Source organism: Viridibacillus sp. NPDC093762 (assembly GCF_050279675.1).
Classification (GTDB): Bacteria; Bacillota; Bacilli; order Bacillales_A; family Planococcaceae; genus Viridibacillus.
Genome location: NZ_JBNNUK010000007.1, coordinates 114,967 through 141,470 on the forward strand (window position 1 = coordinate 114,967; position 26,504 = coordinate 141,470).

A 26,504-nucleotide genomic window follows, 5' to 3' on the forward strand; every position below is an offset into this window, starting at 1 on the left:
AAAGGTTTCAATTTTTTTATTTTAATTTCCTCCTTCAAATTAAAGGCGGGAAACAAACTTCTTATAATGCCCGCTTTGAATTTCTAATTGCTTGAACAGACAATCTAACAAGTAATACTGCACTTAAAAATAAACCTAAAAAAGACACCGTATTTAAATAAACTGCATACGCAGTATTTATAAATTGTGAAATCGCTAAAAGAGCAACTGAGATAATCCCAAACGTAATACCGACCATTAATAAAATAAAAAGTGAGAACCATTGTGAGATGAACAAAGTATTCTCCTTACCAGAAAACATATCTAACTTGACCTTCATCTCACCTTTTTCTAACCTTGTTGTAATATGGTCAATTTTTTTAGGCATCTGTTTGAGCATTGGCAACATCATAATCAGCTCTTGTTGTAAATGGTCTTTTAACTCAGTAGGACTTGAAATCGTTACAAAGGATCGTTTATTATTTGCTGTAAAACGCTTTGCTTCTGAAAATAGATCAAAAGTAAGATCTACTCCATTAAGTGTACCTTCTAAAGTGATTAACGCACGTAATGCTACACCTACCATTGGATAAAGCTTTAACTCATAATGCTGAATAATGGTAAATAACGTTTGTACAAGTTCCTCAGTTGATACTTTATCTAAATATTGTAATTGAATGAGTAGCTGGCTTAATGCTTGTAATAATCCCCCTTCATCCATGCCGTTCTTATCAACAAGTAAATTCTTCAAGCCTTCTAACACAATTTCCGGATCATTGCGTTCAATACCAATAAATAGTGTCCTTAATCCCTTTTGTTGTACAGGTCCTAGTCTGCCAACCGCTCCAAAATCTAAAAAAGCTGCCTTACCATTATTCATGACATATATATTTCCCGGATGAGGATCTGCATGAAATACGCCAGCTACTAGCAGCTGTTCTAAAAAGCTATCGTAAATTGAACTAAGTAATTCATGCCTTTTTTCATTTGTTTTTTCAAAATTTTGTTGATAGTTATAAATACTGACGCCATGAATGTACTCCAAGACGAGTAAATACTCATTGCTATATTCTTTATAAACATGTGGAATTTTAACTTTGTTTTTGCTTTTAGAGAGTGCATTCGAAACTTGTTCCATATTACGTACTTCCATTTCGAAATTAATCTCTTCAAGTAGACTATTAGCAAAGCCAGTCGCCAGCTGATGGAAACCTAGATTTTCTGCCCAAGTTGACTCTTCAACTAGCCAAGTTGAAAAGTGCAATAAAATATCTAAGTCTTTTTGCATAACCGAAGTTATATTAGGTCTTAGTAATTTTACGACAACTTCTTTGTCATTCTCTCTCAAGACAGCCTTGTGTACTTGCCCTATGGAACCTGAAGCAATAGGCTGCATATTAAAACTCCGAAATACTTCCGACATCGGCTTTGCTAAATCTTGTTCCAGTCTCTTTTCTACTTGCTCTGCTGTCATCGGTTTAACGTTTTGCTGTAGCGTAGATAACTCTTCTATAAAAACGGTAGGAAAAATATCTTTGCGTGCAGATAACACCTGACCGAATTTAATAAAAATACCACCACACTCTTCTAACATATTACGCAGTGCAATAGCTAAATAGCGATCATTCTCATACGTACGTTTATACTTCAAAGCCTTACCAATACCGTGTTTAAAAGCTATTTGAAATACTTCTACGAGTCTTTTTTGTCTACGAAATCGACTACGAAATCTTGTGACGATATTTTTTTGCCCTGTTAATCTTTCACCCTTCGCTCCTAGTTGGATAGGGTCGAAAAGTTCTAATATTAAATAAAACAACATTGCGATTAATAACATACTGCCGATCCACACAAGTGTACTGACATTTGTTACTGCTTGCACCATGTCTTCGTTTTTATAATCGGTATGACGTAAATACGAATACCAATAGACAAACGTTGTGAAGGTCAAACTAAATACTGCTGATAAAATGCGCTTCATAAAATTCAATTTCGTACCAATCAAACGGCCACTGACAAAATAGATAATTAAACCGACCATTAAGAGTTGTAATGCAGTCCAAATATAATGCATAGCTTCACCTACATATCTTGTATGATGTCTATTATTAAATCATAAATTGCCTCAGGATTGCTTGTAAAGTACATCAAAAAATACATACAATAATTAAAAAGCTAGTACATTCTTTTTTTGAATGAACTAGCTTTTATTTTATTATCTAGTAAATGCAGCCGCTACTCCTCCATCAACAGTGACCATACACCCTGTTGTTTTTGCCGCTTTCTTCGATGCGAAAAAGGCAATTGCTTCAGCAATATCGATTGGATATATATTTTCTTTTAATACTGTGCGATCTTTATAATGATTTTCTAGCTCATCTGGATGAATGTTATACGCCGCTGCACGTTCCTCACGCCACTTCGATCCCCAAATTGCAGATCCTTGTAGAACAGCATCTGGTAATACTGAATTGGCACGAATACCAAAGTCGCCACCCTCTGCTGCTATACAGCGAGCTAAATGCACTTCTAACGCTTTTACTGAACTATAAGCTGAAACGTTTTTACCTGCATAGACTGAGTTTTTAGAGCCAATAAAAATCATACTGCCACCTAGTAACTGCTTTTTCATAATTGTAAACGCTTCTCGGGACACTAAGAAATATCCCGTTCCTAATACATTCATGTTAAGATTCCATTCTTGTAAAGTTGTTTCCTCTAATGGACTAGAAGTTGCTAATCCGGCATTATTCACAAGAATATCTACACCACCATACTTCAAGATAGTTTGTGCGAAGGCGTCTTTGATTTGGTTTTCGTCCGTAACATCCATCACTACCGAAAATGCACGTCCTTCTCCGTATTTCTGATTCAACTCTGATGCTACTTTCTCAGCACCTTCTTTATTTAGATCAGCAATTACGATATGTGCTCCTTGAGAGGCAAGTAATCGGCATGTAGCACTACCAATCCCCCCTGCACCTCCTGTGATTAAGGCCACGTGTCTTGAAAACTCGGCTTCCGCTGGTGCTAAACTCAGTTTATAAAGTTCTAATGGCCAATACTCAACAGCAAATGACTCTTCATCTGATAGTGAAGTAAATCCGCCAATAGCATCTGCCCCTTTCATCACTGAAATAGCACGCTGATACAAAGCCTGGCTTAACTCGGCTGCTTGTATATCTTTCCCTGTTGTAATCATACCAAGCCCACGAATCAAAATAACTCTAGGAGATGGATTAAACATTTTGTCATCAGCAGTTGCAAAGCGGTTAAAATATGCCTCATATTCTGATTGATAAGCCGAGATTTTTTCTTGAATTACCATCTCTAAAGTATCTTCGTTGCCATCCCATTCAATAAATAACGGTACACGCTTCGTATGTACTAAATGGTCTGGACAAGCTGCTCCTACATTCGATAATACTTCAATTTTCCGACTATTAATAAAAGTAAGGACCTCTTCAGATTGATCGATGCTTGTAATCACTTTTTCATATTTTGAAGCTATTCCACGTACACCTGGTAAAACCTTGCTTAGTAATCGCTGTCTAGTTTCCGCCTCTATAGGCTCTATAAGCTGCCCTCCAAATGGCTCCTGCGTCGCAGCAATGGAGTCGATATAAGCCTCTGCTTTGTTAATCACCTCAATTGTTCTTGTATAGCTTTCTTCTGCGGTATTTCCCCATACAACTAGACCATGCTTTTCCATTAATACAAGTTCGGCATTTGGGTTATGTTGCACACCTTCAGCAATTATTTTAGACAACAAAAATCCTGGTCTTAAATAAGGAACCCAAACAAAGCTATCTCCAAATATCTTTTTAGCTATCTCTTCACCATTCGGAGCACAGCATATGCTGATGATTGCATCTGGATGTGTATGGTCAATGTGCTTATATGGTAAAAAGGCATGTAAGAGTGTTTCAATAGAAGGTCTTGGCTGCTTTTTAGACAGCATACAATGCTCTAAGTACGCGACCATTTCTTCATCTGTCATTGCCTCGCGTTCTATTAGTTGTTGCATATCCAAAAGTTTTAAAGCTGTGAAGTTATGGTCACCCATAGTTGCTAGGTCAGACCCACTCCCTTTTACCCACATGACTTCTACTTCCTCACCCTTAAAATCTTTTGCCGTTGTTTTAAAGGAAGTATTTCCTCCACCCCAGTTACATACGCGTCGATCACTTCCTAATAAATTAGAGCGGTATGTTAATTCCTCAACTTTATTGACAGCAGGTCTATTTAATTGATTCCATAAATTTTGCACCATTACTCATTTCCCTCCCAGTCTTTAATTTGTGTAAAGTTAAAAGATCATCATTGCTGCTAAAATAATGGCTAAGGTTTCTATATATGCCATATAGTTTGTTGTAGATTTCTTCATTTTTTTTATTCGGTGAATATTGAATATAATCCTTGAAGCCTATCTTTTGGATTGCACTATTTAGAGCATCTTTTTCATTAGCTTTGTCCTGGGCAGCAGCGGCACCTAAAATAGCCGCTCCTAGAGCTGGTACTTGGTGATGGTCAACAACTAAGATTTCTTTTTGTAAGACATCAGCATATATTTGCATAAGGAATGGATTCTTTTTTGGAATCCCACCAGTTACGACTATTTGATGAATCTCTATATTTTTTTCTTCAAATAAATCGACAATCACTTTTGTACCAAAAGCTGTTGCTTCAAGTAAGGTACGGTATTTCTCATGAGCTTCTGTTTGTAATGTTTCCCCCACAAATACACCCGAATAATTTGAATTAACATAAGGAGTACGATTTCCATTATGCCAATCAAGTGCTACCATCCCTGTTTCACCTGCATCGAGGGCTTCAGCCTTTTCGTTTAACAGTTGAAAAAGAGTTAAATTTCTCTCTTTCGATTCCTGAGTATAAGATGCTGGTACTTGGTGTTTTATAAAACTCGCAAAAATATCACCAACTGCTACTTGCCCTGCCTCATATGCATATAAACCAGGGAGAATACCATTTTCCACAACTCCTGAGATACCTGGTATAGTAATCTCTTGTTCACTTAATAGTAAATGGCAACTTGATGTCCCCATAACGATTTGGAGGATTCCAGGTTTATAGATGCCAGCACCAGGGACTGCCGCATGTGCATCTATAATACTTGCGCTAACAGTTGTATTTTCTGAAAGACCAAGTAAATTAGCAAAATAAGGTGTTAACGTTCCTGCAGAGCTACCTACTGGTATTACCTCGCCTTTAAGTTGAAGTGTGTAGACTTCTGCTAACTTCGGATGAATAGATTGAAGTATCTTTTTATCTAAATATCCGACTTTTGTTTGCCAAAGTCCTTTATAACCTGCAGAACATATACTTCTAGATACATTCCCCGTTAATAGTGAAACAATCCAATCTCCAGCTTCTAAAAAATAATCGGTACTTTCAAATAGAGTAGGTGTATCATTTAAAATTTCCAACAACTTCGGAAGTAACCACTCAGAAGAAATGACACCGCCATATTTATCAAGATAAGGATGATCTGCCAGCTTCTCCGTTATCAACTGTGCCTCTTTCTCAGCACTATGACTCTTCCACAACTTTGCATAAGCATGTGGTTGATTAACATACATCTCCTTACTACATAATGGAGATAACTGCTGATCCACCGGTAAACAAGTACAGCTAGTAAAAGCGACGCCCATTCCTTTTATATTATTAGGATCCACTTTCGTTTCTTCCAATAAACTCCGTACAGTAGTCGTTAATACTTCTACATAGTCATTCGGATTTTGTAACACCATATTCGCTTTAAGGAAGTTGCCATTTAATGATTTTGTCATAACCCCATGTGGGTAAGACATTTCAGCTACTTTAATGATGGCGCCATTTTCATGATCCACTAAGACGGCTCTAGCAGATTCTGAACCAAAATCTATACCAATTACATAATTCATCTTTAGCTCCTCCTTTATCTATAAAGAGGTCCAAAATTTTGACATGCTCTAAAATCAGCTTGTTCACTTTCTTGCGTACCAAACATATTCCAAGCATTCGGTCTAAACAATTTATCATTAGCTACATTGTGCATGTTGACTGGAATGCGAAGCATAGATGCTAATGTGATAAATTCGGCACCTACATGGCCGTATGTTAAAACACAATGGTTTGCGCCCCAATTATTCATCACTGAATACACATCTGTGAACGCACCTTCACCCGTAATATTTGGTACAAACCATGTCGTTGGCCAAGTTGGATCTGTGCGAAGATCTAGCGTATCATGCATATCTTCTTCGAGTTCGACAGTATGACCTTCTGCTAGTTGCAACACTGGTCCAAGGCCTTTGACATAATTTAATCGTGCAATCGTTACAGGCATTTCTCCCTTTGTTGTAAAATCGGTCGAGTAACCACCGCCACGGAAATATTCTGTTGAAGCTGGTCTCCACTTTGTATTTTCTATACAATGTTCGATTTCTTCATCCGTTACTTCCCAGAAAGGTTTAATCGCTGGCTTGCCATCAATTTGTTGATGTCCAGTTCCATCGAGTGCCGCTGAACCAGAGTTAATCAGATGTATAAAACCATTTGCCGCTCTTCCAACAGGCTCTTTGCCTGTCACACGTTTAACTGCTGATGGACTCCAATACGTCCGAACATCTGCAAATACCTGTGCCGTATTCGTCAATAAATGCCCGAAAGCCATCGTTACACCGTTCAAACTATCATTTTCAGTTGCAAGTAGATAGGGTGCCCGCTTACCATTCCAATCAAATGACGAGTTTAATATCGTTTCCATAAAATCACCGTTAGGGAAATGATCGGTCCATTGACGTTGCCCTTGGAAACCTGCTATTAAAGCATTTCTACCTAAAGCTTCTTCTTCCCAACCTTTTGCAGCCATTTTGTCATTACCAACCATTAAATCTTTCGTGATTAATGTCATTTTTATCGACGTTTCTAAATCCTTTGCTAGTTGTTCATCTGTGCGTTTAAACGCCTCTTTATTATTATCTTGACCAAAAATGAATTTTTCCTTAACCCATTTATAAGCTCTATCATATTCTTCTTCGTCAAAAATATTTAAATCTAATCTTCTCACAAACTCGCTCATATCAATGTATTCATTGCGCATACCTAAATACTCTTGGAAGAAATCATCCTTTACAATACTTCCGGCAATCCCCATAGACACAGATCCCATTGCTAAATAAGATTTTCCTTTTAATGTTGCAACTACAATCGCTGCCTTTGTAAATTTCAATAATTTTTGTTGTACATCTTGAGGAATCTCGGAATCTCCTGCATCTTGTACGTCTTCACCGTATATTCCATACGCAGGTAGCCCTTTTTGATTGTATGCAGCTAGTACTGCAGCTAAATACACTGCTCCAGGTCTTTCAGTTCCATTAAAACCCCAAACAGCTTTTGGAAGTTGTGGATCCATATCCATTGTTTCACTACCATAACACCAACATGGCGTGACAGTAATCGATATACCAACACCTTCTTTTTTAAACTTTTCTGCTGCTCTCGCTGCCTCTGCTACGCCTCCAATACAACTATCTGCGATGACACATTCTACTGGTTGCCCATTATAGTAAGATAAATTTTCACTTAGAAACTTTGCTACAGCTTTAGCCATACCCATCGTCGTTTCCTCAAGTGATTCTCTTACTCCTCTTCTTCGCCCATCAATTGCTGGTCGAATACCAATCTTAGGTAAATCGCCAATATATCTGTTATTCATCATTTCAATTACCTCCTAAATGAAAGTTTTATATTGTTCTATTATTTCCTGCCAGCGTGCTTGGTCCTGTGGTATAAATTCATCCGGATGAAATGAGCGAGATACAAGAACTCTTCCTTCTTCTATCGAATTTATTTCACCTAAGGCTCGTAACTGTGATAAACCATTACCAATTGAACTCGCTTCAATGGGCCCAGCAAATACAACCTTCCCTGTTGCATTGGCAATCAATTGACATAGCGATATGTTTTGAGCCCCGCCTCCGCCAATATAGATTTCCGTTGTAGATTGTGATGCTAATTGCTCTATGTTTTTAATCACTTTTGCATAACTAATTGCTACACTTTCAGTAAAGCAACGTACATATTCTCCAATTGTACTTGGTGTCGCTTGGGCCGTTTTCGCACAATACGTTTCGATTGCTAAGGTCATCGATTTAGGATTAAAGAAAAGAGGATCTTCTGGATCGATTATTGTTTTAAAAGCGGAAGCTTCCAAAAACCCTTGCCTCTCAATGTCATAGGATACTTTCATTCCTGATGCGTTCCATTCCTCACGTAACTTTTGTAAAATCCAAAAACCCATTGCATTCTTTTGAAAACGAATTGCCCCTTCACTCGTGCCCTCATTTGTAAAGCCTGCTTCAAACGCATCCCTACTAACTATCGGTTTGTCAACTTCTTTGCCGACTAAGCACCAAGTCCCAATACTCATGAAAACTGCATTTTGTCTATTAATTGGCAAGGCGGATAATGCACAAGCTGTATCGTGACCGGGTACTAAAGCCATTTGAATTGATGGGAAATCTAATACATCTCCTATCATTTGATGTGGCATTTCAATAGATGCTAAAGGTAGCTGTTGGCGAAAAATCAATTGCATAAGTCCTTCATCCCATTGCTTGCTTTCATGATTCACTAACTGTGACGTTGAAGATATAGAGTATTCGTTTAACGCAATATTCGATAAACCATATAACAATAAATTAGGCATCATCAAGATAGACTGACAAAGCTCCCTATAGTTAGGGGATTTTTCGTAAATGGCCATAAGTTGAAATAGGGTATTAATAGTGGAGATTTCATTTCCTGTTCTTTTAAATAACTCATAAGGATCTATTAGTTTTTTCAACTTCTGAAGTTGCGGCTCAGAATGTGTATCTCTATATGAGAAGGGCAACGATAACAGTGCATACTCTTTATTTAGTAATCCTATATCGACACCCCACGTATCAATTCCAAGTGAGGCAGCTGGAAAATCAACCTTTTGCAAACCTGTCTTTAATTCTTTTATAAGTACAGGATAATCCCAATAATAATGACCTTGAACTAATTGTGGCTTATTGTTAAATCTGTGGATCTCCTTGATAGAAATCGTATCGCCATCAAATTTTTCCGCTATTAATCTTCCGCTTGAAGCGCCTAAATCATACGCAAGAACAGTTGTCACAATCAATCACCTCTACTCTCGAAGTAATTTCGAGCGATATTTCTCTGAAGAAAGATTTCTTAATGCTAAACATTCTTCGTCCGTTAATATTCTAGGACCGCCAAAAATCGTACTAATAGTAAATACTTTGGCCGATTCCTCTGTTAGTTGCATGAAAAAATACGCTTCCTTCATTGTTTTCCCGACAGTTAGTACACCATGATTCCTCATAATCATCACATCATGATCCAAAACAAGTTCAGATACTTTCTCAGCCAATTCATGAGTAGTTGGAATGACGTAATCGATATAACCAACCTTTTTCACCATGGCAGGGAAATCCGGAAATAGTGGTGGAATGTTTTGTCCTGCAGAGGATACACCTACCGAGTAAGTTGGATGTGCATGGAGAACTGCTTGAATCTCATGATTATCTCTAAAGCATGTTAAATGCATTAAAACTTCTGATGAAGGACGCAAATCTCCCTCGATTTCACCGGACTCAATATGAACCTTAACCCATTCTTCATCTGCTATTTCTTTTAAGTCATAACCACTTGGAGAAATATACATATACTCTCCATCCCTCATACTTAAATTGCCACCCGCACCAACCACTAAACCACTTTGCACTAATTCTGTTGCGTACTTTTGTAGATCTTGAATTACACTAGTCATCCAATCACGCCCTCCCTTTTAATGTTGTTTGGAATTCTTCTAGAATCGCTACTTGTTCTAACATGGAATCGAAAGGATAGGGCTGAAACTCCCTTTGCTCAATGCTTTTTTGGAAATGTTCAATTTGATTTTTATAGGCATTCCCCTCAATATGTTGCGAGCTTAGTTGCCCATTTTGAATCAATTGAATAACTCCAAAATCCTGATTTAAATCTGTACGAAAGGCAAAGGGTAATCTGAGACTACCTTCTGTCCCAATTAGATCGACTGATTGTGAAAACTCACCTAAAAAACTGCAGTCGATTAGTCCAAGAATTCCATCTTCATATTGCACTTGAATAGTTAAATGGACATCCACATTACTTTTACGCCCTTGCAATACATGATATGTAACTACCTTTTTATCAAGTAAAAATTGTTGGACATTTATACAATAACAGCCGATATCATACAAAGCGCCACCACCAAGATTGGGATTTACACGTATATCATCTGTCCAATTTTCTAATGTAAAATGAAATTGACTTCGAATAGTTAATACTTCGCCTATTGCGCCTTCTTCTAATAGCTTTTTAGTCTCTATAATTTGTGGATGAAAACGATACATAAAAGCTTCCATCACTTTTACTTTTTTCTCGATACTTTTTTGTTGAATTATTTGAAGTTCTTCTAGCGACAAGACTATTGGCTTTTCGCATAATACATGCTTGCCATGCTCAATTGCTTTCATAATCCATTCGAAATGAAAACTATTAGGTAATGCAATATAAACTGCATCAATTTCGTCCATATCAAGGAGCTGATTGTAATCATTCAGTGTATAGGGTATCTGAAATGCTTGTTGGATTTCAGTTAAATCTTGGCTACGGCTTGCGATTGCAAGAATATTTCCCCCTGCTTCTTGGATTGCTGGCATAACATAGTTTTTAGCAATATTCGCTGCACTTAAAATGCCCCATTTAATCGTCAATTGTATGCCCCCTTTAGAAAAGGGCTGTTTTTACAGCCCTTATTAACCTTTAATAAATAGATTTTTCTTCAACTAATTTATTAGAAAAGTAGATTTTATTTAGAAACACCAATAATTATTCGTAAATCGCTGCTTTAATTTCATCCGTGTCAATATTGTCTTTGTCGTACCAATAGAAACCAGTATCGATTGATTTTTCAACACTCTCGCCTTTAATTGAAGCTACTGCAGCTTTAACAGTTTCATAACCAATACCAACTGGATTTTGAGTTACAGCTCCTGCCATTAATCCACTCTTAATCGCATCAATTTGCTGTTTACCTGAGTCAAAACCAACAACGACAATTTTGCCTACTTTATTCATCTCTTGTACTGCATTTACTACTCCAATTGCAGAACCTTCATTAGAGCCGAAAATGCCTTTTAAATCCGGATGTGCTTGCATAATAGCTTTTGCCAAGTCAGTTGATTTCAAATGATCACCCTCACCATATTGAATATCAACTATTTTAATATCTGGATATTTACTTTCGATTTGCTCTTTAAAACCATCTCTACGACCTTTACCAGTTAATGAAGTTTGATCTTGAACGATTAGGGCAATTTTCCCTTTGCCACCTATAAACTCGGCCATCTTATCAGCTGCTAATGCTGCAGCTGCTTTATTGTCCGTAGATGCAGTTGCAACAGGGATTTCACTTTCCACACCTGAGTCAAACGCAACAATTGGAATATTTTTTTCCTTAGCTTCATCTAATAACGGCACTGATGCTTTAGAATCCAATGCCGCAAAGCCTATAGAAGCTGGTTTTTTATCTAAAACTGCACGTAACATTTCAATTTGTTTATCAACTTGCGCTTCAGTTTCGGGACCTTCAAATGTAATTTTTACATCAAACTCATCAGCAGCCTTTTCAGCACCCTGTTTTACAGCTTGCCAAAATTGATGTTGGAACCCTTTTGATACAATCGCTACATAAGGTTTATCAGAGCTTACTGCTTCTTTTTCACCTTCACTTGTCGCTCCCTCTTTATCATTACATGCACCAAGTAACATCGATACTGCTAATAATCCGCCTAGAAAAATCGATTTCTTTTTCATTTCTTTGCCCCCTTTGTTTAATTTATATCAAGTCTAGAACGACCTCATATCACATTTAGCCTTTACCCCTACGTAATATATCCATGTATACCGCTAAGATAATAACAAAACCAATCACTACTGTTTGCCATTCTTGTGGAATTGATAATACTCGTAATCCATTAGTCAAGACACTCATAATTAATGCACCGATAATTGTTCCGATAATTGTTCCTTTTCCCCCACTAAGCGAAGTACCACCAATTACAACAGCAGCAATTGCTTCTAATTCATACCCTTGACCTAATGCAGGTTGAGCAGAATTTAATCGTGATGCCATTAACACACCTGCGATACCTGTAAAAGCACCCGCTAGCGTATAAATCGTCATTTTCCAGTAATCTACATTCACGCCTGAAAGCTTTGTTGCATCCTCATTACTACCAATGGCTAAATTAAAACGCCCCAATATCGTTTTAGATAAGATAATTGCCGCTATAATGCCGAGGACAAAGAATATCAATACAGCATTTGGAATATTAACGCCTGGAATAATTGAACCTAAAGCAATTTTTGTAAACATAGGCTTATCTGTAAAGTAGATTGGAGCAGCCTTTGATATAACTAATGCTAATCCTTTCGCTATCATCATCATCGCCAATGTTGCAACAAATGGCGGTATTTTTAATTTAGTAATAGCAATACCACACAGCAAACCACAAAGTGCACCTGTTAAAATACCACCAATGACACCGACTACAATTGGCAAATCTGAATTAACGACGATTATACCTGTAATCACAGATGACAAGGTCATGACAGTTCCGACAGATAAGTCAATCCCTCCTGTAATAATGACAAAGGTTGCACCTAATGCTAATATCCCTATAACTGCAGTAGATAATAAAATACCCACAATATTACTCCATTGCATGAAACTGGATGAAGAAAACGAGAAAAAAATAACCAATACTACTAAACTACTAAAAGCTAGCACTTGTTGTAATGTATTGGATGGAATTCCCTTATTCTTTTTCTTAGTCACTGTTATTCGATCTAATGTATCCGCTTTCATATTATCCCCCCTTAACCTTCACGGTATGCTGTAGCTAATTCCATGATTTTCTCTTGATTCGCTTCCTCTGAATTTAAAATCCCCGTAACTCGACCTTCCGACATAACGACAATACGATGGCTCATTCTCAATACTTCTGGCAATTCAGATGAAATCATAATAATGGACTTCCCTTTTTCCGCTAGCTCATCTAGTAATTTATAAATCTCACCTTTGGCTCCAACATCGATACCTCTTGTTGGTTCATCAAAAATTAAAATATCACAATCACGCAGTAGCCATTTTGCAATTACAACCTTTTGCTGATTCCCCCCAGATAAAAATTTTATCTGTTGATTAATTGAAGGCGTTTTCACTTTTAAGCGCTCGACATATTCCTCTGATACCTTTGCTATGTTCTGATCATTAACAAACCCAAGTGTTTGATAATCATTTATCGAAGACATGACAATATTTGTCTTTACATCCATATCAACAACAAGACCTAAATGTTTCCGATCTTCAGATAAATAGCCAATACCTTGTTTAACAGCGCGACTAGGTGATGTTATTTGCACCTTTTTCCCATGTAAAATAATCTCCCCAGTCCTTATCTTATCAACTCCGAAAATAGCATTTGCCACTTCTGTTCTACCAGCACCCATTAAGCCTGCAAAGCCAAGAATTTCTCCTTTTTTGAGTTCAAAAGAAATATCCTTTAAATTTGTATTGGTACTAACATTCTTTAATTCTAGAACAGTATCTCTATAACTATCTAAAATAGTTGGTTTTGATTCAATATAAAGTTCTCTTCCTACCATCAATTGAATCACTTTACTCATTTCCGTTTCCTTCGTATTTAACGTTGCGATATACTCGCCATCTCGCATGATTGTAATCCGATCTGAGATTCGTTTTAACTCATCCATCCTATGGGATATATAAATAATCCCAACACCATTGGCTTTTAAATTAGCAATGATTTCAAACAGTACATCTATTTCCGCATCTGTTAATGCAGTAGTGGGCTCATCCATAATTAAAATTTTCGAATCGAATGATAGCGCTTTTGCAATTTCAACCATTTGCTGCTTTGCAACTGTTAAGTCCTTTACTTTTGTTTTCCCATTTAAATCTATGGAGAGTCGTTTAAATAATTCCCTCGTCTTATTATGTAATTCATGATCCTTTATAAAGAAGTTTAACAACCCTCTTGGTTCTCTACCGATAAAAATATTTTCAGCGATAGATAAATCTTTCATTAAATTTAGTTCTTGATGAATGATTGAAATACCTAATTCTTGTGCTTGCTTAGTAGATGTAACATTAATCTTCTGGCCTTCTAGAAAAACTTCACCATCATCTTTTTCATATATCCCCGTTAGAATCTTCATCAGCGTTGACTTTCCAGCACCATTTTCTCCGACTAAAGCCAATACTTCACCATGATGTAAATCAAGTGATACATTCGAAAGAGCTTTAACTCCTGGAAAGCTCTTTGAAATATTTTGCATATCCAACAGCTTACTCATTTATTCACCTCTTTTATTTGTATTTGTATTTGTTTTTCTTTGTTTATGTTGATTATAAGAGACATTTTATTCTAAATCAACAAAAATAATGAATATTCAGAAAACATTTTATCCAATTATTATTCTAGTACGTTCATCTACAATCGATTGCAAATAGTCTACATTTGCTTTTTGATCTACAATTAAGCAATCCAGCACTGATTTATCTTCGATATAAGCAAATGATTTTTGATTAATCTTTGAAAAATCGAGTAATAAAATGACTTGCTCGGACATTTTAATCATCTCTCGTTTGACGTTAGCCTGTTGCTCATTCGAATCACTGATGCCCCAGTCCTTATGGAAACCTTTGCATGAAAAAAACACTTTATCTACATAGAAATGTTCAATTGAACGGATAGCTGTTGGTCCAACTAATGATAAGGATGTTTTCGATAAAGTACCACCTGTCATGATGACTTGAATTTTGGATCTATTTGCTAATTCACTTGCAACTAATAAAGAGTTTGTAAGTACCGTAAGTTCCATATTTGGAAGCAACTTCGCTAAATATAGAGCTGTTGTACTTGCATCCAAAAAAATAATATCCTGTTCATCAATAAGAGACACTGCTACTTTGGCAACATCCATTTTCTCATTTCTATTCAATACTTGACGATCATTAAATGGAATTTCATCATCATCTGAATCATCCATGGCTACAGCACCACCATGAGTCCGCTGAAGTTTATTTTTTGCTTCAAGCTTCTCTAAATCTCGGCGAATTGTTTCCTCTGTTACAGCAAATAGCTTACTCAATTCATTTACTCTTACGTTTTTCTTATCATTAATAATTTGAACAATTTTTTTATGTCTTTCAGGCACTAACATATTCAACACTCCTATCCTTCAACAATGACACCTTTTTTTAATATGATATTGGCATATAATGCTTTTTCACTTGTAGTCACAATTGCATACGCTGTTTTTGCACGTTCATAAAATGATTCCCTTGATAAATATTCTGCTTTAAAGACATTCTCACTTTTTGTTACAAGTTCTTCGTATTCCTTCCAAATTTCTGGACGTTCAACTTCTTCACCATGCATCATCAAACAAATCGGATTTTCAACATATGTGTCCAATGGCATTAAGAACAATATCCCTTCCAATATGGATGCTATGTCATTACCATCTAATCGCACAATTTTTTCATTATGCGAGGCTGCGGGAAAATTTCCATCCGCTATGACAATCTCATCACTATGCCCCATTTCCATCAGAACTTTTAAAAGTTCGGGTGAAATGCAGGACTTTATATGTTTTAACATGTGGTTTCTCCTTTGTTTATGTTTTATTTTTTTGTTTTATTTGATAATACCAAATATTTTAAACAATTCAAACAAAAAATACAAAAATATGAAATTAACAAAAAAGAGTCTTAAATGAAGTTACAACTCATTCAAGACCCTTTAATATATTTACTTAATGTTATTTACTTGTTGTTATTATAATAATTTGAATCTCAATGCTAGTTATCTATTGTGGCATGTATATCTCATTTAGATAGTTTAATAGCGGACCTCACTAAACTAGCAATCAAAGTGTACAGCCATTTTCACGATTATGTCTTCACTTTACTAACTACATAGCAGGATTAAACTCAAAAAAATGCACAAAAAATAAACCGAGAAATCACAATGATTTCTCGGTTTAGGTCATTTGCAATTTAAATCAATCATGATGTTGCGTGTTTTGAACGTAGGGATTGTCTAGGAAATTAAATTACCACTTACGTTTACGTGCAGCTTCTGATTTCTTTTTGCGTTTTACGCTAGGTTTTTCATAGAATTCGCGTTTTCTAACCTCTTGAATTGTACCACTTTTAGAAACAGTACGTTTGAAGCGGCGAAGAGCATCTTCAAGCGATTCGTTTTTTCTAACGACAGTTTTTGACATCTCTCTTTCCCTCCCTCCGAACACACATCAAATACGAACATTAGCATAAGCAAATATGTTAATGCTGTGTACTAAAAAATTATACCTTATTGATACAAATTGGTCAATACTCATGCTCGAATTAATATTCAGAATCTGATTTTAATCCGTTCATAATTTTTACACCAGAACTTGCACCGATTCTAGTAGCCCCAGCTTCAACCATAGCTTCTAGATCTTCCAGACTGCGAACACCACCCGAAGCCTTTACACCCATTTCTGGTCCAACAGTTTTGCGCATTAATGTTATATCAGCTGCAGTTGCTCCACCAGTTGAAAATCCAGTAGAAGTTTTCACAAAATCAGCACCTGCTTCTTTAGATAGTTGGCAAGCAACTATTTTTTCTTCGTCTGTTAGCAAGCAAGCTTCGATAATAACTTTTACTAAAGTACCATTCGCTGCATCAACAACAGCTTGAATATCAGATTTAACAACATCAAGTTGACCTGATTTAAGAGCACCTACATTAATCACCATGTCGATCTCACTAGCACCATTTGCAATAGCATCTTTAGTTTCAAATGCTTTTGTAGCGCTAGTTTGAGCTCCTAATGGAAAGCCGATAACGGTACAAACAACTGATTTAGCGCCTTCTAGATGTTTTGCTGCATCTGCTACCCATGTTGGATTAACACAAACCGAAGCAAAGTCATATTTTTTAGCTTCTTGACAAAGTGTTGCAATTTGATCTTTTGTCGCTTCAGGTTTTAATAATGTATGGTCAATTAATAACGCATAGTCTTTAGTCATGAATGAAAACTCCTTTTATTTAATAGATGTACGTACCTCTTCATTTTACCACGGTTTATTGTTTTCTTTCCACTGTTATGTGATACATAAGCCAACTGCTATAAATCAATTTATTTTGTTACAAAAAAGTCATGCCATCACAATAAATGGCATGACTTTTTTAATTATTATTTATATATTATCTCCACAAATACAGTTTTATACTATATCGTTTAAAATTTAGTATAAGTTAAGAAAGCAACTTACTTATTTTAACATCCCCTATGTTAAAATTATTTTTGTGAAGCTGCCCAAGCGTTTTGATCTTCGATTGTTGGGTTTGCAATATAATGCCCACCTTCAATTTGAAGTGTTTGACCAGTCATAAATTTAGATTCCTCAGAAGCTAAGTATACTACCGCATAACCGATATCGTCTGCTTCGCCGTGATATGGTAGTGCATGATATTTTGTATAGATATCTAATAAATCATCTGGCATATTATTCTTTGCGGCTGGAGTTAAAATAAGACCTGGTGCAATTGCGTTACAACGAATTTTATCTTTACCATACTGCGTTGCAATATATTTAGTCATGTTAACAACGCCCGCTTTAGTAGCGCCATAAGCTGTACGGATTTGGTCACTAGCAAATGCAGCCATTGAAGCTGTGTTAATAATAGAACCTCCACCTGCTTTTTGCATATGAGGAATAGCATAACGGCTACCAAGTAATACTGATTTTAAGTTCACGTTTACTAATCGATCCCATTCATCAAGGTCAATATTAACAACATCTAAATCTTTATGAATATTTGTTAAACCAACATTATTAAATAGTACTGTAATTGTACCGTATTGCTCAACAGTGAAATCTACTGCTTCTTCTACTGATTTTGCATTACCTGCATCAAGGAAAACTGCTGAAGCTTCATATCCTTCTTTTACTAAAGCAGCAGCGTGCTCTTTTGCACCTTCTATATTAAAGTCAGCAATAACTACTTTTGCGCCTTCTTTAGCCATTAATGTTGCTGCTGATAAACCAATTCCTGATGCTCCACCTGTGATAAGAGCTACTTTACCTTCTACACGTTTCATGAAAAATTCCTCCTGTAATAAACGAAAATTTAAGTATGTACTAACAAAAGCCTATCATACTCTTAATTTATCGTTATATTATAACCTAACATTATGTATTTTAACACTATAATATTAATAGTTAAAACAATATCCGTTTATTATTTTTTTCACTAGTAAAACTTTACAACTTTTGAAAGTTTAATAACCGATAGACTCATATTTAGTTACTTTTCTCAAAAATAAAACCCCGAAAACGAAATTACATTCCGTTTTCGAGGTTTATCAATTTGTAGTCATTTATATAATCTAGTTTGCTTGTACTTCTTCTAATACACGCACAAATTGACCTTCAGAGGACGGGTAACCAGCTTTTGTAACTTTCACTTTTACTAGTTTGCCGATCATATCTTCATTGCCCTCAAAGATAACTTTTAAATAGTTGTCTGAATAACCAGCGTAAAGACCTGCATCTTTTCCTTCTTTAATGCGTTCTTCAGGAATGATTTCTAATACTTCATTTTCAAATCGAGAAGCATATTCTTTAGCTAGTTGATCGTTTAGCGTTAATAAGCGGTGTACACGTTCATTTTTCACTTCTTCGTCTACCTGATCTTCCATGCGGGCTGCTGGTGTTCCAGTACGTTTAGAGTATGGGAAAACATGCAGTTCAGCGAATTTGTGATTATTGATGAAGTTATATGTTTCCATAAATTCTTCTTCCGACTCACCAGGAAAACCGACTATTACGTCTGAAGTAACTGCTAGATGTGGTAATACTTCACGCAAACGGTCTAAACGCTCACCGAAGAATTCCATCGTATATTTGCGTCGCATTCGTTTAAGAACAGTGTCAGAGCCCGATTGGATTGGAATATGTAAATGATTTACGACGATATTAGAATCACTTAAAACTTCTATCACTTCATCGGTTAATTGACTTGCTTCAATCGAACTAATACGTAAACGTTTTAAGCCTTTTACATTCTCTTCTAAGTCACGTAATAGTTGCGCTAGATTATAATCTTTTAAATCTTGTCCGTAACCACCTGTGTGGATACCTGTTAAAACAATTTCTAAATAACCAGCATCTACAAGTTGTTGTGCTTGATGCACTACTTCTTGTGGATCACGAGAACGCATTAGACCACGTGCCCATGGGATTATACAGAAAGTACAGAAGTTATTACATCCCTCTTGGATTTTCAATGAAGCACGAGTGCGGTCAGTGAAATAAGGAACGTCTAGCTCTTCATATACTCGGTTTTTCATAATGTTACGTACAGCATTGATAGGCTGTCGTTCATTTTTGTATTGTTCAATATAGCCAATCATTTTCGTACGGTCTTGCGTCCCAACTACAATATCTACACCGGGAATTGCCATAATTTCTGCTGGAGAAGTTTGAGCATAACATCCTGTTACGCAAATAACGGCATCAGGGTTTTGTCTTATTGCACGACGAATAACTTGGCGACTTTTCTTATCTCCTGTATTCGTAACTGTACAAGTATTAATTACATAGACATCAGCCTGATGGTCAAATTCTTTGCGTTCATAACCTTCATCTTTAAACAGTTGCCAAATTGCCTCTGTTTCATAGTGATTCACTTTACATCCTAATGTATGAAAAGCCACTGAAGACAAGGCTCGTCACCTCTTTCATTCAAATTCATAAGAAATTGCGGAAAGAACATACAATGGTGCCGTTTCCGCACGTAAAATTCTTGGTCCTAGTGAAATACATTGACATCCTAATCCTTGTAAAGCGGTAGCCTCTTTTCGAGAAATACCGCCTTCAGGACCAAATATGACAAGGATTGACTTATAATCATACACTTTTTTTAATTGATCAGCAAACCGAGTTCGTTCTAGTTTCTTTGCATCCTCTTCATCTGCTAAAAAGACAGCATCAAATTCCGGTACTTTTTTTAGTAATTGTGAGAAGTTCACTGGCTCTTCAATTGTCGGGATAAGCGTACGATGCGATTGCTCCGCTGCTTCCTTCGCAATTTTCTGTAAGCGCTCTTGCTTCTTTTTACCTTTTTTCCCGTCCCATTTGACGATTGATCGTTCCGCTTCAAAAGGAAGTAATGCATACATACCTAACTCAGTTGACTTTTGAACAATTAAATCAAGCTTATCACCCTTTGGCAAGCCACAAGCGATCGTCACATTAATAGGTAGCTCAGGTGAAGGCATTACATTGTCGGTTTTTTCTACATGAACGCCATCTTCATTAAAGTCCAAAATACGACTGATTGTCGCTTCACCATTATGAACTACAATAATTTCATCGCCTACACGCATGCGCATTACTTTTGTTATATGATGCGCATCTTCACCACTAATTATGGCCAGTTGATTGTCAAAGGATTCATTTATAAAATATCGTTGCATAGTAACACTCCATCAATTTGCTGATTTTCGTGAAATAATTGCTACCCAATCTTCCATCATCATTACTTCTTCAATAATAAAGCCTGCTTTGACAAGAGATGCTTTGACATCGTCCTTCTTAGGTTCAATTATTCCTGAAGTAATAAATAGGCCGCCTGGTTTTACAATTGTATAGGCATCATCTGTGAAAGTCATAATTACTTCAGCTAAGATATTCGCAACTACCACGTCAGCAGGTTCTTTTACAGTATCTAAAAGATTTCCTTGCATAACATCAATAGAGTCTTCAACCTTATTTAGCTGAACATTTTCAATTGCAGAGCGTACCGCTACTTCATCTAAATCAAGTGCATGAACATGCTTTGCTCCAAGTAATGCTGCTCCGATGGCTAAAACACCAGATCCAGTACCAACATCTACTACTGAATCCGTATCTTTTATTGTTTTTTCTAATGCTTGTAAACATAATACAGTTGTAGGATGAGTTCCAGTACCGAAAGCCATACCAGGATCAAGTTCAATGATTAGCTCATCACTATTTACAGGTTCATAATCTTCCCAAGTTGGTACAATTGTGAAACGGTTTGAAATTTTTACCGGATGATAATACTTTTTCCATGCAGTTGCCCAATCTTCCTCATTCACTTCATTGATTGTCACTTCGTTGTGACCAATATTAATGTCATAGTTTACCAGATTATTGATGGCAACTTTAATTTCTTCAACAGTTTCACCTAAAAAGCTTGTTTCAGCTAAATAAGCTTTTATAATGACACCATCCTTAGGAAAATCTTTTGGATTTAAAGCATAAATCTCACCAAATTGATCTGCACGTTCTTTACCATAATCCTCTGAATCCTCTATCACGACACCACTTGCTCCAGCTTCGTGTAGAATATTCGAAATTGCTTCAACCGCTTCACTCGTTGTATGGATGGATAGCTCCGACCATTTCACTTGTAGCCAACTCCCTTATTCACCTTTAAATTTGTTTTTAATTTTATCAAACAAAGTGCTACCTTGCTCTTCTGGGATATCCCCAGAAATACTAGCAAATTCGCGCAATAATTGTTTTTGTTTCTCAGTTAATTTCTTCGGCGTTACAACGCTTACGATTACATGTTGATCGCCAGTACCATAACCATGGACGTTTTTAACACCTTTTCCTTTTAAGCGGAATCTGTCACCAGATTGAGTACCTGTAGGAATCTTCATCTTCACTTTACCATGAACTGTTGGTACTTCAATTTCATCACCAAGTGCCGCTTGAGCAAATGTAATTGGTAATTCTAAATAAATATCATCACCGTCACGTTCAAATTTATCATCTGCACGAACATGGAATACGATGTATAAGTCACCTGCTGGCCCACCGTTAGTACCCGCTTCTCCTTGACCACTTACGCGCAATTGTTGACCATCATCAACACCTGCTGGAATCGTCACTTTGATTTTTTTGCGTTTTTTAACTGTACCTGCACCGTGACATGTTGAACATTTATCTTTGATAATTTGACCAGTACCTTTACAGTAACCACATGTACGACGGTTTACCATTTGGCCAAATGGTGTTGAAACTGTCTCATTTATCTGACCTTGGCCATTACAGTGAGAACATGTATCTTTTGATGTACCTGGTTTTGCACCAGATCCATGACAAGTTTCACAATTTTCTTCACGGGGGATTTCGACTTCAGTTTCTTTACCAAATACCGCTTCTTCAAAACTAATTGTCATGCGATATTGTAGATCATCACCTTTTGTTGGTGCATTTGGATCACGACGACGGCTTCCGCCACCACCGCCAAAGAATGAACTAAAAATGTCTTCGAAACCGAAGCCATCTCCGCCACCGAAACCACTTCCACCAAATCCTTGATTTGGATCTTGATGTCCGAACTGGTCATAGCGCGCTTTTTTCTGGTCATCACTTAGCACTTCATATGCTTCAGCAATTTCTTTGAATTTCTCTTCTGCCCCAGCCTCTTTATTCAAGTCAGGGTGATATTGTTTTGATAATTTACGATAAGCTTTTTTAATTTCGTCTTTTGACGCTGATTTTTGAAGACCTAAGACTTCATAATAATCACGTTTATTCATTTTTCACACTCCGCTCCGTTTGCATAAAATATATTGTAACATGGAAAGAACAAATGGCAAAAAACATTGAAAAAAGCCAAAGCCCGAGGCGGTCTTTGGCTTCTTTCAAAACAACAATGCATACGTTAATATACACTATTCAAGCGCCATTAAAGATGCGCTCTATTTTTTAGCATTATTTGTTATCGTCAACTTCAGTGAAGTCTGCATCAACTACACCGTCATCTTTCTTATCAGCTGTTGGGCCTTGTTCGCCTTGTGCTGCTTGTTGTTGTTGAGCTGCTTGTTCATATACTTTCATCACAAGTGGTTGAAGAATACCTTCTAATTTTTCTTTAGAAGTTTTGATGCCTTCGATTTCGCCAGTTTCAATTGCTTTTGTTAGCTCTTCTTTAGCATCTTCTACTGATTTTTTCTCATCTTCAGTAATTTGTTCACCAAGGTCAGCGATTGTTTTATCTACTTGGAAAACAAGTTGATCTGCTTCATTGCGAAGTTCAGCTTCTTCTTTACGTTTTTTATCTTCTTCAGCATGTAATTCAGCTTCTTTTACCATACGTTCGATATCTTCGTCAGATAATGAGCTATCAGATTGAATAGTAATTGTTTGTTCTTTTTGAGTTCCTAGGTCTTTAGCTTTAACGTTTACGATACCGTTTTTATCAATATCGAATGTTACTTCGATTTGAGGAATGCCACGTGGTGCAGCAGGGATATCTGAAAGTTGGAAACGACCTAAAGTTTTGTTATCAGCAGCCATTGGACGTTCACCTTGTAATACGTGAATATCTACAGCAGGTTGGTTATCTGCAGCTGTTGAGAAAGTTTGTGATTTTGAAGTTGGGATTGTTGTATTACGATCGATTAATTTAGTGAACACGCCACCCATTGTTTCGATACCAAGTGATAATGGAGTTACGTCAAGAAGTACAACGTCTTTTACATCACCAGTTAATACGCCACCTTGTACTGCAGCACCCATAGCTACTACTTCATCAGGATTTACACCTTTATGCGGTTCTTTACCTGTTTCTTTTTTCACTGCTTCTTGTACTGCAGGAATACGAGTTGAACCACCAACAAGGATTACTTGATCGATTTCTGAAGCAGATAATCCAGCATCTTTTAATGCTTGGCGAGTTGGGATCATTGTACGTTCTACTAAGTCAGCAGTAATTTCATTGAATTTTGCACGAGATAGAGAAACTTCTAAGTGTAATGGACCAGCTTCACCTGCAGTGATGAATGGTAGTGAAATTTGAGTTGTAGTTACTCCTGATAATTCTTTTTTCGCTTTTTCAGCAGCGTCTTTTAAACGTTGTAACGCCATTTTATCTTTAGCTAAATCAATACCGTTTTCTTTTTTGAATTCAGCAACTAAGAAATCGATGATTTTTTGGTCAAAGTCATCTCCACCAAGAGCGTTATCACCAGCTGTTGCTTTTACTTCAAATACTCCATCACCTAGTTCAAGGATTGATACGTCGAAAGTACCACCACCAAGGTCAAATACTAAAACAGTTTGATCTACATCTGTTTTTTCTAAGCCGTAAGCAAGTGCTGCAGCTGTTGGTTCGTTGATAATACGTTCAACTTCAAGACCAGCAATTTTACCAGCGTCTTTTGTAGCTTGACGTTGTGCATCGTTGAAGTAAGCAGGAACTGTAATTACAGCTTGTGTTACTTTTTCACCTAAATAGTCTTCAGCGAAGTCTTTTAAATGTTGTAAGATCATTGCTGATACTTGTTGAGGAGTATATTCTGTACCTTCTACATTTACTTTGTAGTCAGTACCCATATGACGCTTAATAGACATGATTGTGTTTGGGTTTGTAATTGATTGGCGTTTTGCTACTTCACCAACTTGGCGTTCGCCGTTTTTGAATGCTACAACTGAAGGTGTAGTACGTGCGCCTTCTTTGTTAGCGATAACGATTGGTTCGCCACCTTCTAATACTGATACACATGAGTTTGTAGTACCTAAGTCAATACCGATAATTTTGCTCATTTCATAGTCCTCCTAGATTTGATTCATTTTTTCGTCTCAATATTACTTTATTCATTAACTTTAACCATCGCTGGTCGTAGTATACGGTCTTTCAACTTATACCCCTTTTGTAGCTCTTGTAAAACGATTCCTTGTTCTTTAGAATCATCTTGTTCTTGCATAACTGCGTGGTGAATGTTTGGATCAAACGCTTCCCCTTCAGATGCTACAGGTTCTAAGCCTTCTTTTGTTGTTGCTTCTATTAGTGAACGGTATACCATTTCAATCCCTGTTTTCATGGATTCGGCATCTTCCGTTGTTGCCTCAACTTGTAAAGCTCGTTCGAAATTGTCTAATACCGGAAGTAAATCCGTTAACAAATTTTGCGCACGATACTTTTCTTGTGCTATGCGTTCAGTTTGTGTGCGACGTTTTAAGTTGTCAAAGTCAGCACGTAATCGAAGGAAACGACTTTCTGATTCTCCCAACTTTTGCTCTAGAGCTGCGATTTCTGCTTGATGTTGCTCCTCAACTGTTAGTTCAGGTGTTGCTTCTTCAGCTTCTACAGTGTCAGCGTCTACTACGTTTTCTTCTTGTTCATTTAGTTGTTCTTCTACAACTGTGTTTTCTTCTACTGCTTGCTCAAATTCATTTGATTTAGACACTTTTCATCCTCCTATAATGTCGCTCTCTACCTCGGTTTTTGTGTCAGTTGGCGCGTTAAATCGCCACTCATAAAGTCGAGTAATGCAACGACACGTCGATAATCCATCCTTGTAGGCCCTATAATAGCTATTGAACCACTTTGCCCCTCACCTACCAAGTAAGATGCTGTGATAACACTGCAATCTTCCATCGCTAAATGATTATTTTCAGAACCAATACGGATTTGAATCCCAGATTGGTTCAATGGGAAAATGGATTGGATTTGAGTAGTTTTTTCCATTAGTTCCATAAGCATTCGCACTTTGTTTATGTCATGAAACTCAGGTTGGTTGAACATATTCGTTTTGCCACCATAGAAGATTTTACCTTCTGATTGATGTGCTGTCACGTCTATTAATGACGAAAGTAATCCGTCATACGTCCCGAGATGTTGTTTTATAACCGCTGCCGTTTCAAGTTCGAGCTTCATTTGTAGTTGCACTAACGGAACACCAATCAGTCGTTCGTTTAAAATATTGACGACTTTCTCAATATCCGACGGGGAAAAATCCGACGGTAAAGAGAAAATGCGATTTTCCACATGTCCATTATCAGTAACGATAATAGCGACTGCTGAATCAGCTGTTAAAGGTACAATTGAAAATCGTTTAACTTTATGCAACTGTACATCCGGTCCTAATAGTATAGATGTGTAAGACGTCAATTCAGATAAAATCGTAGCTGACTTCCGAATGACTTGTTCAGTTTCCATAATCCGATCTTGGAAAACAGATTGGATTTTGTGAATCTCATTTGTTGTAATTATTTGAGGTTTTAGCAAGTGATCCACATAAAATCTGTAACCTTTTTCAGACGGAACTCGTCCCGATGAAGTATGCGTTTTTTCTAGGTAACCTAGTTCTTCTAAATCCGCCATTTCATTACGAATGGTTGCTGGACTAAAAGTAATGCCTTCCTTCTTCGAGATTTGTCGAGAGCCAACTGGTTGAGCTGACATAATGAAGTCATCTACGATTACTTGCAATACTTGTAACTGCCGATTTGTTAGCATGATCATCACCTCTGTTAGCACTCACTAAAGAAGAGTGCTAATACTATAATTAACTTATCAAATCTATTATTTTAT

The 26,504-nt window shown here is 36.8% G+C and carries 22 protein-coding genes; all 22 read right to left on the reverse strand.

The window, feature by feature from the left end:
* Positions 1-61 precede the first annotated feature (61 nt).
* A complete protein-coding gene (locus tag ACQKM9_RS11145) occupies positions 62-2,053 on the reverse strand; it encodes an ABC1 kinase family protein (RefSeq protein WP_427734427.1) in 1,992 nt (663 codons plus the stop codon).
* A gap of 141 nt (positions 2,054-2,194) precedes the next feature.
* On the reverse strand, positions 2,195-4,252 hold the full coding sequence (locus ACQKM9_RS11150) for a bifunctional aldolase/short-chain dehydrogenase (RefSeq protein ID WP_427734428.1): 2,058 nt from the start codon (positions 4,250-4,252) through the stop codon (positions 2,195-2,197).
* On the reverse strand, positions 4,221-5,903 hold the full coding sequence (locus tag ACQKM9_RS11155) for a ribulokinase (protein WP_427734429.1): 1,683 nt from the start codon (positions 5,901-5,903) through the stop codon (positions 4,221-4,223). The genes ACQKM9_RS11150 and ACQKM9_RS11155 overlap by 32 nt, the downstream gene beginning before the upstream one ends.
* A 14-nt stretch (positions 5,904-5,917) precedes the next feature.
* Positions 5,918-7,702 carry an L-fucose isomerase gene (locus ACQKM9_RS11160; protein WP_427734430.1) on the reverse strand — a complete coding sequence of 595 codons (1,785 nt, stop codon included), beginning with the start codon at positions 7,700-7,702 and terminating at the stop codon, positions 5,918-5,920.
* A gap of 12 nt (positions 7,703-7,714) precedes the next feature.
* Complete coding sequence (locus ACQKM9_RS11165; protein ID WP_427734431.1) at positions 7,715-9,148, reverse strand: rhamnulokinase; 1,434 nt, start codon at positions 9,146-9,148, stop codon at positions 7,715-7,717.
* Positions 9,149-9,160: 12 nt separating this feature from the next.
* On the reverse strand, positions 9,161-9,805 hold the full coding sequence (locus tag ACQKM9_RS11170) for a class II aldolase/adducin family protein (RefSeq protein ID WP_076034376.1): 645 nt from the start codon (positions 9,803-9,805) through the stop codon (positions 9,161-9,163).
* 4 nt (positions 9,806-9,809) lie between these two features.
* Positions 9,810-10,775, reverse strand: a complete 966-nt coding sequence (locus ACQKM9_RS11175) for a Gfo/Idh/MocA family protein (RefSeq protein ID WP_427734432.1) — start codon at positions 10,773-10,775, stop codon at positions 9,810-9,812.
* Positions 10,776-10,890: 115 nt separating this feature from the next.
* The gene (locus ACQKM9_RS11180; protein ID WP_427734433.1) at positions 10,891-11,877 is read right to left on the reverse strand and encodes an ABC transporter substrate-binding protein; all 987 of its coding nucleotides are present in this window, start codon (positions 11,875-11,877) and stop codon (positions 10,891-10,893) included.
* A gap of 55 nt (positions 11,878-11,932) precedes the next feature.
* On the reverse strand, positions 11,933-12,931 hold the full coding sequence (locus ACQKM9_RS11185) for an ABC transporter permease (protein WP_427734434.1): 999 nt from the start codon (positions 12,929-12,931) through the stop codon (positions 11,933-11,935).
* An 11-nt stretch (positions 12,932-12,942) separates the two neighbouring features.
* Positions 12,943-14,442, reverse strand: coding sequence for a sugar ABC transporter ATP-binding protein (locus ACQKM9_RS11190; RefSeq protein ID WP_427734435.1), 1,500 nt, complete (start codon positions 14,440-14,442; stop codon positions 12,943-12,945).
* A 108-nt stretch (positions 14,443-14,550) separates the two neighbouring features.
* Entirely contained in the window at positions 14,551-15,312 is a 762-nt protein-coding gene (locus tag ACQKM9_RS11195) for a DeoR/GlpR family DNA-binding transcription regulator (RefSeq protein ID WP_427734436.1), read from the reverse strand.
* 11 nt (positions 15,313-15,323) lie between these two features.
* Positions 15,324-15,752: an RbsD/FucU family protein gene (locus ACQKM9_RS11200; RefSeq protein ID WP_427734437.1), complete on the reverse strand. Its 429-nt coding sequence runs from the start codon at positions 15,750-15,752 to the stop codon at positions 15,324-15,326.
* A gap of 454 nt (positions 15,753-16,206) precedes the next feature.
* Positions 16,207-16,380, reverse strand: a complete 174-nt coding sequence (rpsU, locus tag ACQKM9_RS11205; RefSeq protein WP_004227078.1) for a 30S ribosomal protein S21 — start codon at positions 16,378-16,380, stop codon at positions 16,207-16,209.
* Between the two features lie 121 nt (positions 16,381-16,501).
* A complete protein-coding gene (gene deoC / locus ACQKM9_RS11210; RefSeq protein WP_427734438.1) occupies positions 16,502-17,170 on the reverse strand; it encodes a deoxyribose-phosphate aldolase in 669 nt (222 codons plus the stop codon).
* A 272-nt stretch (positions 17,171-17,442) separates the two neighbouring features.
* Positions 17,443-18,246: an SDR family NAD(P)-dependent oxidoreductase gene (locus ACQKM9_RS11215; RefSeq protein WP_427734439.1), complete on the reverse strand. Its 804-nt coding sequence runs from the start codon at positions 18,244-18,246 to the stop codon at positions 17,443-17,445.
* Positions 18,247-18,534: 288 nt separating this feature from the next.
* Positions 18,535-19,872, reverse strand: a complete 1,338-nt coding sequence (gene mtaB, locus ACQKM9_RS11220) for a tRNA (N(6)-L-threonylcarbamoyladenosine(37)-C(2))-methylthiotransferase MtaB (RefSeq protein WP_427734440.1) — start codon at positions 19,870-19,872, stop codon at positions 18,535-18,537.
* Positions 19,873-19,887: 15 nt separating this feature from the next.
* Positions 19,888-20,625: a 16S rRNA (uracil(1498)-N(3))-methyltransferase gene (locus ACQKM9_RS11225; protein ID WP_427734441.1), complete on the reverse strand. Its 738-nt coding sequence runs from the start codon at positions 20,623-20,625 to the stop codon at positions 19,888-19,890.
* A gap of 12 nt (positions 20,626-20,637) precedes the next feature.
* Entirely contained in the window at positions 20,638-21,582 is a 945-nt protein-coding gene (gene prmA / locus ACQKM9_RS11230) for a 50S ribosomal protein L11 methyltransferase (protein WP_427734442.1), read from the reverse strand.
* 15 nt (positions 21,583-21,597) lie between these two features.
* A complete protein-coding gene (gene dnaJ / locus ACQKM9_RS11235) occupies positions 21,598-22,725 on the reverse strand; it encodes a molecular chaperone DnaJ (protein ID WP_427734443.1) in 1,128 nt (375 codons plus the stop codon).
* Positions 22,726-22,900: 175 nt separating this feature from the next.
* A complete protein-coding gene (dnaK, locus tag ACQKM9_RS11240; protein ID WP_427734445.1) occupies positions 22,901-24,733 on the reverse strand; it encodes a molecular chaperone DnaK in 1,833 nt (610 codons plus the stop codon).
* Positions 24,734-24,780: 47 nt separating this feature from the next.
* Positions 24,781-25,377 (reverse strand): nucleotide exchange factor GrpE, encoded by a 597-nt coding sequence (grpE, locus tag ACQKM9_RS11245; RefSeq protein ID WP_427734447.1) that lies wholly within the window; start codon positions 25,375-25,377, stop codon positions 24,781-24,783.
* 26 nt (positions 25,378-25,403) lie between these two features.
* Positions 25,404-26,429, reverse strand: coding sequence for a heat-inducible transcriptional repressor HrcA (gene hrcA / locus ACQKM9_RS11250; protein WP_427734449.1), 1,026 nt, complete (start codon positions 26,427-26,429; stop codon positions 25,404-25,406).
* Positions 26,430-26,504 lie beyond the last annotated feature (75 nt).

What these genes read in the sequence shown, in the direction of transcription:
- ACQKM9_RS11145 (WP_427734427.1), bottom strand. Translation starts at nt 2,053, where the DNA reads ATGCATTATATTTGGACTGCATTACAACTCTTAATGGTCGGTTTAATT.
- ACQKM9_RS11150 (WP_427734428.1), bottom strand. Translation starts at nt 4,252, where the DNA reads ATGGTGCAAAATTTATGGAATCAATTAAATAGACCTGCTGTCAATAAA.
- ACQKM9_RS11155 (WP_427734429.1), bottom strand. Translation starts at nt 5,903, where the DNA reads ATGAATTATGTAATTGGTATAGATTTTGGTTCAGAATCTGCTAGAGCC.
- ACQKM9_RS11160 (WP_427734430.1), bottom strand. Translation starts at nt 7,702, where the DNA reads ATGATGAATAACAGATATATTGGCGATTTACCTAAGATTGGTATTCGA.
- ACQKM9_RS11170 (WP_076034376.1), bottom strand. Translation starts at nt 9,805, where the DNA reads ATGACTAGTGTAATTCAAGATCTACAAAAGTACGCAACAGAATTAGTG.
- ACQKM9_RS11180 (WP_427734433.1), bottom strand. Translation starts at nt 11,877, where the DNA reads ATGAAAAAGAAATCGATTTTTCTAGGCGGATTATTAGCAGTATCGATG.
- ACQKM9_RS11185 (WP_427734434.1), bottom strand. Translation starts at nt 12,931, where the DNA reads ATGAAAGCGGATACATTAGATCGAATAACAGTGACTAAGAAAAAGAAT.
- ACQKM9_RS11190 (WP_427734435.1), bottom strand. Translation starts at nt 14,442, where the DNA reads ATGAGTAAGCTGTTGGATATGCAAAATATTTCAAAGAGCTTTCCAGGA.
- ACQKM9_RS11195 (WP_427734436.1), bottom strand. Translation starts at nt 15,312, where the DNA reads ATGTTAGTGCCTGAAAGACATAAAAAAATTGTTCAAATTATTAATGAT.
- ACQKM9_RS11200 (WP_427734437.1), bottom strand. Translation starts at nt 15,752, where the DNA reads ATGTTAAAACATATAAAGTCCTGCATTTCACCCGAACTTTTAAAAGTT.
- rpsU (WP_004227078.1), bottom strand. Translation starts at nt 16,380, where the DNA reads ATGTCAAAAACTGTCGTTAGAAAAAACGAATCGCTTGAAGATGCTCTT.
- deoC (WP_427734438.1), bottom strand. Translation starts at nt 17,170, where the DNA reads ATGACTAAAGACTATGCGTTATTAATTGACCATACATTATTAAAACCT.
- ACQKM9_RS11215 (WP_427734439.1), bottom strand. Translation starts at nt 18,246, where the DNA reads ATGAAACGTGTAGAAGGTAAAGTAGCTCTTATCACAGGTGGAGCATCA.
- ACQKM9_RS11225 (WP_427734441.1), bottom strand. Translation starts at nt 20,625, where the DNA reads ATGCAACGATATTTTATAAATGAATCCTTTGACAATCAACTGGCCATA.
- dnaJ (WP_427734443.1), bottom strand. Translation starts at nt 22,725, where the DNA reads ATGAATAAACGTGATTATTATGAAGTCTTAGGTCTTCAAAAATCAGCG.
- dnaK (WP_427734445.1), bottom strand. Translation starts at nt 24,733, where the DNA reads ATGAGCAAAATTATCGGTATTGACTTAGGTACTACAAACTCATGTGTA.
- hrcA (WP_427734449.1), bottom strand. Translation starts at nt 26,429, where the DNA reads ATGCTAACAAATCGGCAGTTACAAGTATTGCAAGTAATCGTAGATGAC.